This is a genomic window from Bradyrhizobium macuxiense (assembly GCF_001542415.1).
Classification (GTDB): domain Bacteria; phylum Pseudomonadota; class Alphaproteobacteria; order Rhizobiales; family Xanthobacteraceae; genus Bradyrhizobium; species Bradyrhizobium macuxiense.
The window spans coordinates 58,241-71,313 of the sequence record NZ_LNCU01000098.1 but is presented as its reverse complement, the minus strand read 5'-3'; the positions used below and the strand labels follow the sequence as shown (position 1 = coordinate 71,313).

At 60.5% G+C, this 13,073-nt stretch carries 12 protein-coding genes and 3 pseudogenes; 6 read left to right on the top strand and 9 right to left on the bottom strand.

Annotation, left to right across the window (positions count from 1 at the left end; genetic code table 11):
• The gene (locus tag AS156_RS29450; protein ID WP_066512099.1) at positions 1-1,023 is read right to left on the bottom strand and encodes a TRAP transporter substrate-binding protein; all 1,023 of its coding nucleotides are present in this window, start codon (positions 1,021-1,023) and stop codon (positions 1-3) included.
• A 208-nt stretch (positions 1,024-1,231) separates the two neighbouring features.
• On the opposite strand from AS156_RS29450, the gene AS156_RS29445 reads away from it, so the two are divergent.
• A complete protein-coding gene (locus AS156_RS29445; protein ID WP_066512097.1) occupies positions 1,232-2,464 on the top strand; it encodes an acetyl-CoA C-acetyltransferase in 1,233 nt (410 codons plus the stop codon).
• A 6-nt stretch (positions 2,465-2,470) separates the two neighbouring features.
• Here the strand turns inward: AS156_RS29445 and AS156_RS41300 are convergent.
• The 5 genes and pseudogenes from AS156_RS41300 to ftsZ all read right to left on the bottom strand — a co-directional run.
• Positions 2,471-2,668: pseudogene (locus AS156_RS41300) on the bottom strand (ATP-binding protein); the annotation flags it as partial.
• 144 nt (positions 2,669-2,812) lie between these two features.
• The gene (locus AS156_RS29435) at positions 2,813-3,967 is read right to left on the bottom strand and encodes an OpgC domain-containing protein (protein WP_066512094.1); all 1,155 of its coding nucleotides are present in this window, start codon (positions 3,965-3,967) and stop codon (positions 2,813-2,815) included.
• Positions 3,968-4,138: 171 nt separating this feature from the next.
• Positions 4,139-4,413, bottom strand: a pseudogene (locus AS156_RS29430) (hypothetical protein).
• 147 nt (positions 4,414-4,560) lie between these two features.
• Positions 4,561-5,199, bottom strand: coding sequence for a S24 family peptidase (locus tag AS156_RS29425; RefSeq protein ID WP_066512092.1), 639 nt, complete (start codon positions 5,197-5,199; stop codon positions 4,561-4,563).
• Positions 5,200-5,897: 698 nt separating this feature from the next.
• Positions 5,898-6,977, bottom strand: coding sequence for a cell division protein FtsZ (gene ftsZ / locus AS156_RS29420; protein ID WP_066512090.1), 1,080 nt, complete (start codon positions 6,975-6,977; stop codon positions 5,898-5,900).
• A gap of 862 nt (positions 6,978-7,839) precedes the next feature.
• Between ftsZ and AS156_RS29415 the strand changes: the two genes are divergently transcribed.
• The 3 genes from AS156_RS29415 to AS156_RS29405 all read left to right on the top strand — a co-directional run bounded on the left by AS156_RS29415 (position 7,840) and on the right by AS156_RS29405 (position 9,590).
• Positions 7,840-8,124 carry an ATP-binding cassette domain-containing protein gene (locus AS156_RS29415; protein ID WP_245313126.1) on the top strand — a complete coding sequence of 95 codons (285 nt, stop codon included), beginning with the start codon at positions 7,840-7,842 and terminating at the stop codon, positions 8,122-8,124.
• Positions 8,117-8,296 carry a hypothetical protein gene (locus tag AS156_RS29410; protein ID WP_066512089.1) on the top strand — a complete coding sequence of 60 codons (180 nt, stop codon included), beginning with the start codon at positions 8,117-8,119 and terminating at the stop codon, positions 8,294-8,296. Before AS156_RS29415 ends, AS156_RS29410 begins: the two co-directional genes overlap by 8 nt.
• Positions 8,297-8,432: 136 nt before the next feature.
• Positions 8,433-9,590 carry a diphosphate--fructose-6-phosphate 1-phosphotransferase gene (locus AS156_RS29405; RefSeq protein WP_066512088.1) on the top strand — a complete coding sequence of 386 codons (1,158 nt, stop codon included), beginning with the start codon at positions 8,433-8,435 and terminating at the stop codon, positions 9,588-9,590.
• Positions 9,591-10,020: 430 nt separating this feature from the next.
• On the opposite strand, the gene AS156_RS29400 is transcribed toward AS156_RS29405, so the two are convergent.
• The gene (locus AS156_RS29400) at positions 10,021-10,284 is read right to left on the bottom strand and encodes a hypothetical protein (RefSeq protein ID WP_066512086.1); all 264 of its coding nucleotides are present in this window, start codon (positions 10,282-10,284) and stop codon (positions 10,021-10,023) included.
• Between the two features lie 337 nt (positions 10,285-10,621).
• On the opposite strand from AS156_RS29400, the pseudogene AS156_RS41295 reads away from it, so the two are divergent.
• Positions 10,622-10,917 (top strand): annotated as a pseudogene (locus AS156_RS41295) (OmpA family protein); the annotation flags it as partial.
• A 176-nt stretch (positions 10,918-11,093) separates the two neighbouring features.
• Here the strand turns inward: AS156_RS41295 and AS156_RS29395 are convergent.
• Both AS156_RS29395 and AS156_RS29390 read right to left on the bottom strand, forming a co-directional pair.
• Positions 11,094-11,453 carry a DoxX family protein gene (locus tag AS156_RS29395; RefSeq protein ID WP_066512083.1) on the bottom strand — a complete coding sequence of 120 codons (360 nt, stop codon included), beginning with the start codon at positions 11,451-11,453 and terminating at the stop codon, positions 11,094-11,096.
• A gap of 147 nt (positions 11,454-11,600) precedes the next feature.
• The gene (locus AS156_RS29390; protein WP_066512081.1) at positions 11,601-12,473 is read right to left on the bottom strand and encodes an NmrA family NAD(P)-binding protein; all 873 of its coding nucleotides are present in this window, start codon (positions 12,471-12,473) and stop codon (positions 11,601-11,603) included.
• Positions 12,474-12,589: 116 nt separating this feature from the next.
• On the opposite strand from AS156_RS29390, the gene AS156_RS29385 reads away from it, so the two are divergent.
• On the top strand, positions 12,590-13,006 hold the full coding sequence (locus AS156_RS29385) for a winged helix-turn-helix transcriptional regulator (protein ID WP_066512079.1): 417 nt from the start codon (positions 12,590-12,592) through the stop codon (positions 13,004-13,006).
• Positions 13,007-13,073: the final 67 nt, after the last annotated feature.

The following is a 13,073-nucleotide window of genomic DNA, read 5'->3' as shown; positions in this document are numbered from 1 at the left end:
CTACTTGACCGCCGCGACGGCTGCACTGAATTCCTTCAGGGCGTCGCTGCCGTGTTTGCCGCGCGCATCGAGCCCGTCGGCCCATGCCTTGCCCACGCCCTTCGTCAGATCCGTGAGCTTTGCGATCGCGTCGGGCTGCAAGGTGTCGAAGTGGACGCCTGCGGCCTCCATCGATTTCATGGTCTCGCTGTCCTGCTTCTGCACTTCCTTGCAGGCGGAAGGCAGGATCTCCTCAGCCGCATCGACCATCGTTTTCTGGATTTCGGGCGACAGTTTCTTCCAGGCATTCTCGCTGATCGAATAGGCGACGACGAAGCTCGCGAAGCCGAAGCCGTCGGTGGAATATTTCACCAGCTTGTCTGCGCCGTAAGCGACAACGCTCTCGAGCGGAAACAGCAGGCCATCCATCGTGCCCCGCGACAGGGACTCGTAGGCGTCGGGGGCCGCCATGCGCACGGGCACCGCGCCGATGGCGCGCAAGGTGAGATCCTGCGCGCCGCCGGTCGACCGCAGCTTCAATCCGTTGATGTCGCCCGCGTCCTTCACCGGGTGCTTCACAGTCAGGATGCGATAGGGCGGCAGGCTGACTGCGAGCAGGAGGCGAATGCCATTCGGGGTATAATCCTGCTCCGCGATCACGCCACTTCGCGCGGCCTTCCAATAGGCCAGCGTGCCCTGGCAGGAATGCTCGAACATGCCCGGCAGCATCGCGACTTCTGAGACTGGCATCTTGTCGGACACATAGGCCGGCGCGACATAACCGATGTCGGCGACGCCGGTTTGCGTCAGCTTGAGCATGTCTGCGGCTTTGCCGAGCTGTTGGGCCGGATAGTGCTCGAAGGTTACCGCATTGTTGGTGCGTTTCTGAACCTGTTCCATCCAGGGCTCGAGCACGAGCTTGACGAGATAGTGTCCCTTCGGAAAGGAGTCGGCTACGCGTAGCTTGATTGGCTCCGCCGCCGCCAGATTGACCGATGCGATGAGGAAGCCATAACCGACCAGTGCTCGCCCGAGCCCGCCCATATTTTCCGCCCCTGAGAATACGTTGTTGTTTTAAGTAGCTGCGCATAAACGAATTTGCGCGTCAAGCATGGCTCGGCTGAGCAGGGCTGATAGGACAACCGGAAAGCGCGGGGCGCCATGCATCACGGGCCGCCACCGCGAATTGACTTTGATCCCGGATCGGCGGCAAATGCCTCAAACCAACATTCATTGCCGAGAGGAAACCACCATGGCGGACGCGCTGATCATTGACGCATGCAGGACACCACGAGGCATCGGCAAGGCCGGCAAGGGCGCGCTCTCCAGCATTCATCCACAGCAGCTTGGCGCCGCGGTACTGCGCGCGCTGGCAGACAGGACCGGCATCAACACCGCCGATGTCGACGACATCGTCTGGGGCACCAGCTCGCAGCGCGGTCCGCAGAGCGGCGACCTCGGCCGCATGTCGGCGCTCGATGCCGGCTATGACGTGCGCGCCAGCGGCGTCACGCTCGATCGCTTCTGTGGCTCCGGCATCACCAGCGTCAACATGGCCGCCAATTCCATCATGGCGGGCTCCGAGGACCTCGTGATCGCCGGCGGCACGGAAATGATGTCGATGGAAGGCCGCCGCGGCGAGGGGCCATTCATGATGGACAACGGGAACCTTCGCCTGCGTGCCCGCCACCCGCAGTCGCATCAGGGCGTCTGTGCGGACGCCATTGCGACCATGGAAGGGATCACCCGGCACGACGTCGACGCGCTTGGTCTCGAGAGTCAGAAGCGGGCGGCTGCGGCGATCAAGGGCGGGCATTTCGACAAGAGCCTGGTTCCGGTCTATCGCGAGGATGGCACGCTGGCCCTCGACCGCGAAGAGTATCCGCGGCCACAGACGACGATGGAAGGCCTCGCCGGGCTGAAGCCGGCGTTCCCGGCCGTTGCCGACTACGCTCTCGACGACAAGGGCACGACCTATCGGAAGTTGATCCTGGAGAAACATCCGGATCTCGACATCAACTTTGTCCACCACGCGGGAAATTCTTCGGGTGTGGTGGACGGCTCCGCCGCGATCCTGCTCGCGTCGCCGGACTATGCCCGCAAGCACGGCCTGAAGCCGCGCGCTCGCGTGGTCGCGATGGCCAATATGGGGGACTCGCCGACCTTGATGCTCAACGCGCCGGTGCCGGCCACCCGCAAGGTGCTGGCCAAGGCCGGCTTGACGCTCGACGACATCGACCTGTTCGAGATCAACGAGGCCTTTGCCGTGGTCGCCGAGAAGTACATCCGCGACCTCAAGCTCGATCGCGACAAGGTCAACGTCAACGGCGGCTCAATCGCGCTCGGCCATCCGATCGGTGCGACCGGTTCGATCCTGATCGGGACGGTGCTGGATGAGCTCGAGCGCCGCGATCTCAAGCGTGGGCTGGTCACGATGTGCGCTGCCGGCGGCATGGCGCCGGCCATCATCATCGAGCGGATCTGAGCCGGTTCAGACGGCGGGAAACTGCAGCTCGAAGGCCACGCCTCGGCTGGATGGCAAGAGACGGATCGAGCCGCCATGGGTGACCATGGCGGCTTGTACGATCGGGAGTCCCATTCCGGTGCCGCCCGTATCGCGACGGGTGGTGAAGAAGGCGTCGAAGATCTTGCCGCGATTGGTATCCGAGATCGGGCCGCCGTCATTGCTCGCAATTCTATCGGCTCTTTGCGTCCGATTCCGACGCAGCCCGTCGCGATGCGCTCGATCACGTCATGCTGCATGCCAGTAAACAAGCGCCTGAAGCGCGCACTTGTCGTCGATTAAAGACGGCGAGCTGTTTCTGATCCGTGATCAGGACGGCGCCCTGACGGCCGACTTGTAGTCCTGGTGCTTTGACCAAGAGACGTAATAGGCCACCCCTGTCATCGCCGCGATGCCGGCGATGCTGACCACGATCTGCATTGTCAGTGCATTCGGGCCTGTAATCAGGATCAAGTGCGCGGCAAAGGAGAGGAATACGCCCGAGCAGAACACGGCCAGCCACTCTTCACCGCATTTGATGATCGGTTGCAGGACGTGAGAGTGCAGATGTCTCCAGTCACGCGGCACCAACAGGGTGAACAGGAACGTCAACGCCAGGAAGTGCAGGATGCGGTATGGCTCGACGTTCTCCTGCTCGTTCGGCAGGAATGTATTGACGAAGGAGTCGGGGACCATCTCGGCAAGCATCGGAATCCTGCTGCTGGCGACAATCGTCAGCGCGAACAGGAGATACAACAGAGCGGCAGCGCGCAAGGCAGGCACGGCTTGCATCGCGCGGATCGCGTCTGCATAACGATTGCTTATAAGGCTGCACCAGCCGCCCATCACGAACAGGAGCTGCCAGCAGAATGGATTGAAGTACCAGTGACCGTCCGGATACGACGTCAGGTTCCAGTCAAGCAGACGGGCTGCCGCATAGAGCGCCAAGGATGCGACGAGCGTCACGTTCGGTAGGGTCAGTAGCCCGAATAGGACGATGGGCAGGAATGCCATCAAGGCAATGACGAGTTGCAGGACGTCAAGATTGAGCGGCGTGGCCTGCAGGAGCAGGCCGTAGATCAGAGACCGGATCGAGTGATCGATGAAGCCGGTGATGTTGAACTCGTTGATGATCTCAGGTGCCGCGGTCCGGCTCGCGACATAGCTGATCAACTCGACATAGATCACGAACAGCACGATATAGGCCGCGTAGAGCTGCCACACGCGCTTGAAGATACGGGTTGCGGCTACCAGGAATCCGCGTTCCAGGGCCATACCGGCGTAGATCAGCGTCGCTGTGTAGCCCCCGACGAATACGAACAGGTCGGTCGCACCGCTGAAGCCGAAGTTGCGCAAGGTCAGCGCGTTGACCGCGTTGTGAGGGATGTGGTCCAGAAACAGAAACCAATTGGCGATGCCGAGCAGCAGCGCGATTCTGAGATCGCTGTTGCGTGCCGCGATCTCGGCATTTGTTGTCGGATTCATTGAAAGCAGACGTCTACTGGCCGGAGAAGCGGAATCACTAATCTAGTGGGAACCTCAGCACAGTCCGAATAGACTTTGCGTGAACATATGTAGTCTGAATTCGGTTCCGGCCAAGGTACCGAATCCGAAGAAAATCACGTTCTCGAAATCGTCGCATGAACGCTTTCGACGTCAGACTGGTTCGTGTTTGCGGAGGTCGCGGGCATGGTCGAGCGTATTGGCTTGCAAGTCTGCGCCGGTCAAGCCGATCTCGGGAAGGGCAGCCTCGGCAAGGATGTCGTCCGTGATGTCCCCAACAGAGGATCCAGCGATCTCGTGGATGAAGCTGATATTCGAGCATTCCCCTGATGCGACCCGCGCGACGACTTCGCGCCTGGTCATTTCGGGATCGACGATGGCCTCACGTCCGCGGCGGCCATAGTCATCATCACGACGAAATATTGCATGTTCGAAGTTCGACACCTTGACTGTCATCGGGTATTATTTCCGATGATCCGAATAAAGTCAAGGCAATTTCTGATAATCGGAATTAGAAGGTTCGCCCCTGACCTAGCCGAAGGAGAATCGGCCAGGCACCCTTCCGGAGACCACTCCTACTTGTCGGACGACCGTCCGCCGGAGGCCTTGGTCGCCTTGCGGCCCTTTGTTGCCGTCTTGCCCCGCATCCTTGCGATCTGGCCGCGCGGCAGGGTGACACAAATCTCGCCGATCCATTCGAGCCTGACGCCGTTGATCGGCTTGGCATTGAAGCTGGTCAGGTTGACGACGCCGGACGAGCTGCCGCGCTCCACAGTCTTGAGGTAGCGCTCACCGGTCTTCAGCCGGACTGCGGCCTCTTCGCCGTAGAAACTCGACAACGGATGACGCTGCTCGCGATAGACCACGATCACGTCGCCATTCTCATATTTTGGCAGCATGGAATCGCCCGATACTTCGAAGGCGATGGTCTCCTCCGCAAGGGGGAACGGAAGTTCGACGTCGCCGAGACCTTCCGGCGGCACCTGCTCGTAATCCGGCTCGATCGAGGCGCCGGCGCCGATCCGCCCCATGATCGGCACCGCGTTCAGCTCAAGATACTCGACAATCAGGGGGATCTCCGCCGCCTTGATCAGCCGTATTCCCGATAGAATTTCGGACACCGCACCGGCCCGCACGCCCATCGCTTCGGCAAGGCCCCCCTTGCTCTTGCCCGTCCTCTCAAGTCCGCGTTCGATCATTTTCACGTCAAGCATGGCTCATCCTCTCCGAATCCCTGAACTGTCATAGCAGTTCCGATAATCAGAAATCAAGATGTTCCTGCGTAGCGACATCGAGAATTCGCCGACATGAGGCAGTTCGAAGCGGAGCGGTTCCAATCAGTGCCGCAAGCGATAGAACCATCAGTCTGGCGTTGGCCAATGGTATCGCTTCGGTCAGGTAAAGCACGAAAATGCCACCGAAAGCGCCTGTGCCTTGCATCTCAGCAAGGACAGCGAGGAAAGAGTCGGGCTGGGTCAGATGGCAGTGGCGACGGCTTAGAGATGACTCGTGTTTTCTGACGGTCGAGGCATTGGGCGATGGATCGGCGCCATAACGGATTTTGAATAGTGGTTCGTGGTGGGATTAGCTCGCGGGTAAGCCTGCATCCAATTGCAAGTTTTGCGAGACGGCGACCGGCGGGAATGTGCCCAGCCGGTGCACCTTCGCCCCCATGCCAAACGTCCGGTCTGATCCTCGTGCAGGCCGGAGGCGGCGATGGTGTTGGGGCGATATGACCGGTCGTCAATTGGACCCGCCATCGGCTTCCAGGGGGCCGGGCGGCTCCGAAGCGTAGCATGGCAAAGACTGCCGTTACCAAAACGACGGCTCGCATCGGATAGCTTGATTCCGAGCTGCTCCTGCAGTCGGTTGTCGATGCGCGCGAAACTCACGCACCTCAGCTTGGCCAGAATCATGGAGCCTGAACCGCTTGCTGCATCCTCGGTAGATTCAACATCGGTGCATCAAATCGCACGCTCGAATCATTTGGTATTTGGACGATGCTTGTCTCAGCCATCGATTTATTCGCCGGGCCCAGATGATCGATGCCGGTCGCCACCACCGAGACACGGACAAGACCTTCTAGGCGTTCATCGAAAGTGGCGCCGACGATGATGTTGGCGTCCGGGTCGGCCCCTTCGCGAATGCGGGTAGCGGCTTCGTCGACCTCGAACAAGGTCAGGTCCTTGCCGCCGGTGATTGAGATTATGAGGCCACTGGCGCGCTTGATCGAGGGATCCTCGATCAATGGATTGGAAATCGCCGCCACAGCAGCAGCGAGCACGCGTTTTTCGCCAGAAGCCTCGCCTCTGCCCATCATGGCCTTGCCCTTCTCGCGCATGACAGAGAGAATGTCGGCAAAATCGAGATTGATCAGGCCTTCTTTGACTATAAGATCACTGATGCAGGCGACACCTGAGTAAAGCACTTGATCGGCCATGGCGAAGGCATCGGTGAATGTCGTTTTCTCGTTAGCCACCCGGAACAGGTTCTGGTTTGGGATAATCAACAGGGTGTCAACCGCCTCCAACAGTTTCGCGATGCCTGCTTCGGCAAGGCGCATACGACGCTGGCCTTCGAAGTGGAAGGGCTTGCTGACGACACCGATGGTGAGGATGCCAAGCTCACGTGCGATCCTGGCTATGACGGGTGCTGCCCCAGTGCCGGTACCGCCGCCCATGCCAGCAGTAACGAACACCATGTGTGCTCCGGTCAAGTGATGCTGAATCGCTTGAATTGCCTCTTCGGCCGCAGCTCGCCCCACCTCGGAGTTCGAGCCGGCGCCAAGCCCTTCGGTCACCTTTGTGCCCAACTGGATGAGGCGCTCGGCTTTCGACATGGCGAGCGCTTGGGCGTCGGTATTGGCGACGACGAAGTCGACGCCTTCCAGGCCGGCGGCGATCATGTTGTTGACGGCATTGCCCCCGGCGCCGCCGACGCCAAACACAACAATGCGCGCTTTCATCTCGCGAATGTCGGTGATGTTCGCCACTTTGCACCTCACGATTGATCCGACAAGCTGGAATCGCGGGCCTAGATTGCTACCTATGAGCCTTGCGATATGCGTCTAGTGCAGCTTGTCTGTTGCTGACAATCGAGGTGCCAACTCAGCCATCGCTCCGTAGAGCCGCCACCTCGCCCTCAAGCCGCGCCGTCGCTTCTGTAGCGGCCATAGTCTCTACGGTTGCCTGCAGGCCAGGCACTCTGCGCACCCGCGTTCATGCTCGAAATCTGTGCGGTGACCGGTTGCCCTCGATTCGAGCTGCACAATTTCCGCCTGCAGCGCCTCGATCTTTTCCTCTGGTTGGACGATGTTGTCTGCCTGACGACCACCTCGTGGGCAGTTCAGCGAGATGAACGCTCACCAGGACTTTGCCGTCCTTCGCAAGCGAGCGCGGCAACCGGAGCCGTTTGGCAGGTGATTGGGCACGCCCGCTGAGATCGTCAGCAGGGCCCGAACTGCGACGTATGTCAGCGCCTCAATCGGCATCGGCTGCTCTCCTGGAACGACCGCGAGGCAATCGGCTCTTAACCAAAAAGTAACCACAGGCTAGGCTGCGTTGGTTAACAAGTTCTTAACGTCGCTGAGAAAGCAGCGGAGCGCTGCTTGGTTGGACGAAGACGGCTCTTGCCAATAGGTTCCAATGGCACTCCAACCATCACTCAGCCCTTCCTCATGCAGGTTGCCATTCTGCTAGACGAGTGCCGCGATGCGATCTGGACAGCGACGGAGGCGGCACCCGATGAGTGCACCGCAATCGCGATGCTGATGTCGCGAGTAGCGCAGGGCGGGCAAGCGGTGAGCCATTCATCCTTTATGCAACGGTGGGGCACTTTCCTATGGCAATGAGAAGATGCTCGGCGTTGCGATGGGCATGCTTTGTGAACTCCTGCTGCTTGATGAGCCGGCCTCGGGTCTTGGTCACGACGAGATCGCTAATCTCGACGCGGCTCTCCGGGATCTCAAATCGCACGATGTGACGCTGTGTATAGTTGATCACAAGGTTGGATTCCTGGGGAGGCTCGCGGACCGTTCGATCGCGCTCCATCATGGTGCTGTCATTGCCTCCGAAAAGACCATCGATGTCCTCGCCGACGAAGCCGTTGCGACGGCCTATCTGAGCAAGAAGCATGCTTGATGTATCGAACCTTAACGTCCGTTACGGCAAGCAGAAGGTACTTTCGGAGGTGATCGACCTGCTTGGCAGGCTGGCGATTGTCGCAGCCGGTCTTGCCGAGGCTCAACTCAAAGGAGGATTACGGTTCGAGCGCTATCGGCGCAAGGCGGACATTGCTAAGCCAGACCTTTAGCACGGTTGGGCGGACGCTGATCGAAAGATCCATTCGCTGTAGGCCGCACAGCTCGCTGCAGAATTGGCCAATCTTCGCTTCAATTAGCTCTCACAATCCGCGGGTCGAAGAGCAAGAAGCAAGTCATGGAGGATCCATGCCATCGATAGTCATCGCCCAGGGCGGCGGCCCCACCGCCGTGATCAACCAGACGCTCTGCGGCGCCATCCTCGCCGCGCGCAAGCATGATCCGTCGTCGCGTATTCTCGGCGCCCGCCACGGCGTGCGCGGCCTGACGGTTGGCAATGTCGTCGATCTCACCGCCATCCCCGAAGCGGATTTGCGCCGCCTCGGCAATACGCCCAATTCGGCGCTCGGCTCGACCCGCGACAAGCCAGATTCCGGCGCATGCTCTGCGATCCTCGCGGCGCTGAGTCGGCTCGACGCCCGTGCCTTTGTCTATATCGGCGGCAATGACACGGCGGGAACGCTCGAATTGCTGCGTCAACAGTCAAACAGTCCCTGCCATTTCGTGCATGCACCCAAGACCATCGATAACGATCTGATGGAGAACGATCACGTCCCCGGCTTCATCTCGGCCGCCGCTTTTGTCGCCAATGCCCTTGTCAGCGTTGATCTCGATTTTCGCGCTATGCCCGGCATCTATGTCGCCATCGTCATGGGCCGCCATGCTGGATTTCTCACTGCAGCTGCCGCAGGCTGGCAGCAATCGTCCGACGATGCCCCACATCTTATCTACACGCCGGAAAAGCCGTTCACGGTTGCCCAGTTCCTCGACGAGGTCGATGCAGTTTATGCCCGCTTGGGCCGCTGTATCGTTTCGATGTCCGAGGGCGTGCAGGACGAGATGGGACGGCCCCTCGCCGAGGCGCTGGCAGGCGAGGCGGTCGAGCACGACGCCCATGGCAATCTGCAATTGACCGGCGGCGATCTTGGTATCGAGATCCAGAAAGCGCTGAAATCGCGTTTTCCCAAGGCGAGGGCGCGCGTCGATACGCTGGGCTATTTGCCGCGCGGATATGTCGGCGTGATCGACGAAACCGACCGCAAGGAGGCTTTCGACGCTGGCGCATTTTCCGTGCAAAGCGCCTTGGGCGGCAGCGGCTCGGTGGTGCTGCATTATGACGGCCACCACACCACACCTCAATTCGTGCCGTTGACGCGTGTGGCGGGCAAAACGCGTCGTATGCCGGATGACTTCTTTGCCGGCAGCAATGCCGTCTCGGCCGAAGGACGGCGGTATTTTCGGCGGCTGCTGCCCAAACGACCCGACATCTTCCCGCCGTTCGTGTGAGAATGCCGGATAAGAGCATTCTCAACATAAGGTGTGCCGCGGCCTCGAATATTGCCCCCTTCGGCGTCCAACGTTGACGCCCGTGCAGCGCTTCGATCTGGAATGGGTTGCGGCACTTATGGCGAATTGGGCGGGGGCAACCTTGGACGCCGGATGGGGGGTAAAGGCCACGCCGATCCACAATTGACACGTGCGCATCTCCACGCCACATCGGCACCTTGCGCGACTGTCTCCGTCGAAACTCAGAAGCAAAACTAAATCAACGGCACCGACATGGGCTCGGGGCATCGGACCAAAGGAGGGGCTGGCGGTGTTCGGCGGGACACGGGCGGTCGCCAGCGCGGCGGGCCAGCGCGCCTTTGCCATTCGTCAAATGCGATCGGCCGGTCCCATTCCGCCGGCTCACCCGAAACAGCTCTCAGCGGGCTTCCTATTCGTTCGATCCGACGCGCCCCAACTCGCGCTGTCCTGTCGGGGTCAACGCCATGATGCATTCCCCATGAGCGTTCTCGTCGCCGTCGCAGATCAGTTCGTCGCGCAGCAAACTCCATAGCGTTTTTGGTCGGACATCGGGGCACACCAGCATGCCGCCCAGCTGCGATCGATATTTCCGCACAACCAAGCCGGCCTCGACGGCTTCAAGTGCGCGCTGTTGCGCAAGCGTCAACCTCGAAACCTTCTCACTCAAACCCATCCCCCACACTCAACACCAACACAACAAAGCATCTATCCACGTCAGGGGTGAAAGTGTGGCACATCAGTGCACGAAAGCCACACCGCACTGCAAATCAACACGCGCGCTACAAACGCGTGCCACGCATCGAGCTGCGGAGGCAATCACGTCAACTGAGCAGCAGCAGGCCCGCGAAATGCGAACGAGACGTAGCTTTAGGGACCAGGCTGCTTTCCCCGCAGTATCTCGCGCGTCGTCTGGTGGATCCAGCGTTTGTGGTCAAACGGTCAGGGTCCAACCGGAAAAGTGCGTGGCATGGTGGTGATTGTCGTCCGGGACGGCCGGAAGGCCATTGGTATTGCCTGCTAAAGCCATCGCAACCCTGGAAAAGCAAGCGCAATGGCTTCGGGCCTATCCGCGCTATACTTTCAAAATCGAGGGCCACGCGGACAAGCGCGGAACCCGCGAATACAATATTGCGCTTGGCGCACGTCGTGCCCAGGATGTCCGCGACTTTCAGATTTCGAGCGGGATTTGTGCGAACCGCATGTGGACGATCTCGTACGGCAAAGAACGACCTGTTGCCGTTTGCAAGACGAGTCCTGTTGGTCGCAGAATCGGCGTGCGGTGACGGTATTGAACGCTAGCTCTTGACGGCAATGACGACTGATCGGAAGCTCTTAATGCGGTGCTCAGAAGCGCGCTCTTATTCAGCGTGATGCGGACAGTCCTTGCGAGCGCCGCGGAATCCATCAACGAACGAACCAGCTTTAGCGGGTCGCGTAATGGCTCTCCGGCCGATTGCGCCAAGGCGCGCTTGATCGCGACAGTCATGCCGAGCTGGGGAGCCGCTTGCGCCGGGCGATCCAGCCGACGACTATCGATAGTGTCGCCACGACAAGCGGCGGCACCCCATGCCGGTATTCGCCATGGAGGGTGACGGTCGCGAGCGCCGCCAACATCACGGTGCAGCCGAGCGCCGAGCCCCACAGTCGTGTCCGTGCCTGCGCCAGCAGAAAGGCGGTCGTGAGTTCCAGCGATCCGGTCACGAAATGGAACCAGTGCGGGTATCCCCACCGCAGATATTCCTCGTAGATGGACCCAGGGGCGAGGATGTTGCTGAGCGATCCCGCGACGAAGAAAGCTGCAAGTGCCCAGGCCGAGACTTGGCGCCAGGAAATCTTTGACATTTATCCAACCTTTTTCTGATGGGGCTGCGCAGAGGACCTGCGTGGTCGCGCCAAGTGACGGCTGGCCGCGGCGCATTCCTGCCGAAGGAGATGCGACTCTTTCGGGGCAGGTCCGAAAGAATCGCATCTGATCGCTGATCCGCGGACCTACGCCGTGGCGGCCTTCTGGGCTGCCGCGAAGACATCCCGGGGAAGCGTTGTGCCGGCGACATGCTCGGTGCCAGCGACGCCGAGGTCCATCCAGCCCGCGTTGACGGCCTCGAACATTGCTTCAGCCGGTCCAGTTTGGCCCTTCGGGATGCCGAGCTGCTCGAACGCTGCCGGCCATTCGGCCCGCGGGACAGCGAAGGCCTTGACGTCGTGCTGCATGACATCGCCAAGTTGCGCTGCGACTTCATCCGCGCTGACCATCGAACCAAGTTCGATGACGCGATGCCCCGACCACATCGGCCCGGTCAGCAGCGTCGCCACCTCAGCACCGATGTCGTTCGTCGCGACCATCGTCGATTTCCGGCTGGTCGGATTGTAGTAAACTGGGAGCGTGCCGCCCTGGGCGACGTGCAGGCCGTACAGGAAGTTCTCGAAGAACCCGCCGGCGCGCACGACAGCGACCGGGGACGCCAAGTCGCGAAAGCCTTGCTCCAACAGCGATAGGGCGGTGATCATTCCCAACCCGCTGGTTCGGTTCGCCCCCATCGACGAGAGCGCGACCACACGCGGCGGTGCGGTCTTGGTCAGCGCCTCGACATAGCTCGCGATGACGCCCTTGGCCTCCTTGAAATCCGGCGAGGGGGCCCAGACTGCGGGCAGCATGACGAACGCGCCGTCGACGCCGTCGAGCGCCCGCTGAATCTCTGCCGTGTTGTTCCAGTCGCCCTCCACCAAGTCCAAGCCCTTGTCCATCCATTCCGCCGCCCTCTCGCGACTGCGGACCAGCGCGCGCACCCTCTTGCCGTGAGACAGCAGATGCTTGGCCGTCGCGCCGCCGACTTTTCCCGTAATTCCCATCACCAAAAACATGTGTTCTCTCCTTGCCCTGAATGGTCTATGTTTGAGGGCAGGTCTCACATAGAGACCTTAGAGCTGCGCCGTAAGGAGGCAGTTTTTTGTAACCAGGAGAGAAAAAGGGGTCCCGCATGAGCGCCGCATTGAGCGCGATCGAGCGATTCAGCCGATATCAATCGGACGACGCCCAGTCAGTAAGACCCGTACATTGTCCGGTGCGCGAGGTGCTTGACCGCATCGGCGACAAATGGAGCATACTCCTGGTCATGACCCTCGCGACGCGACCGCAGCGCTTCAGCGAACTTCACCGAGCCATCCGCGACATTTCCAAGCGCATGCTCACCCAGACGCTGCGCGACTTGGAGCGCGACGGACTTATCACCCGCCATGTCTTTCCGACCAAGCCGCCGAGCGTTGAATATTGCCTATCCCCGCTAGGCCAATCCCTGCTGGAGCCGATGGCGAGCCTCATCGATTGGGCCGACCGTCGTTATTCCGATATCCATGCCGCGCGCGTCCGCTTTGACGGAGCCCTCTGTGATGCCTAGCGCTATTGATCTAAGACGGAAGTTCGCATCATCGCATGCGTGAGGTCTGACGGCGTGCCTCTGTAAA

What these genes read in the sequence shown, in the direction of transcription:
- AS156_RS29450 (WP_066512099.1), bottom strand. Translation starts at nt 1,023, where the DNA reads ATGGGCGGGCTCGGGCGAGCACTGGTCGGTTATGGCTTCCTCATCGCA.
- AS156_RS29445 (WP_066512097.1), top strand. Translation starts at nt 1,232, where the DNA reads ATGGCGGACGCGCTGATCATTGACGCATGCAGGACACCACGAGGCATC.
- AS156_RS29435 (WP_066512094.1), bottom strand. Translation starts at nt 3,967, where the DNA reads ATGAATCCGACAACAAATGCCGAGATCGCGGCACGCAACAGCGATCTC.
- AS156_RS29425 (WP_066512092.1), bottom strand. Translation starts at nt 5,199, where the DNA reads ATGCTTGACGTGAAAATGATCGAACGCGGACTTGAGAGGACGGGCAAG.
- AS156_RS29415 (WP_245313126.1), top strand. Translation starts at nt 7,840, where the DNA reads ATGCTCGGCGTTGCGATGGGCATGCTTTGTGAACTCCTGCTGCTTGAT.
- AS156_RS29410 (WP_066512089.1), top strand. Translation starts at nt 8,117, where the DNA reads ATGCTTGATGTATCGAACCTTAACGTCCGTTACGGCAAGCAGAAGGTA.
- AS156_RS29405 (WP_066512088.1), top strand. Translation starts at nt 8,433, where the DNA reads ATGCCATCGATAGTCATCGCCCAGGGCGGCGGCCCCACCGCCGTGATC.
- AS156_RS29400 (WP_066512086.1), bottom strand. Translation starts at nt 10,284, where the DNA reads ATGGGTTTGAGTGAGAAGGTTTCGAGGTTGACGCTTGCGCAACAGCGC.
- AS156_RS29395 (WP_066512083.1), bottom strand. Translation starts at nt 11,453, where the DNA reads ATGTCAAAGATTTCCTGGCGCCAAGTCTCGGCCTGGGCACTTGCAGCT.
- AS156_RS29390 (WP_066512081.1), bottom strand. Translation starts at nt 12,473, where the DNA reads ATGTTTTTGGTGATGGGAATTACGGGAAAAGTCGGCGGCGCGACGGCC.
- AS156_RS29385 (WP_066512079.1), top strand. Translation starts at nt 12,590, where the DNA reads ATGAGCGCCGCATTGAGCGCGATCGAGCGATTCAGCCGATATCAATCG.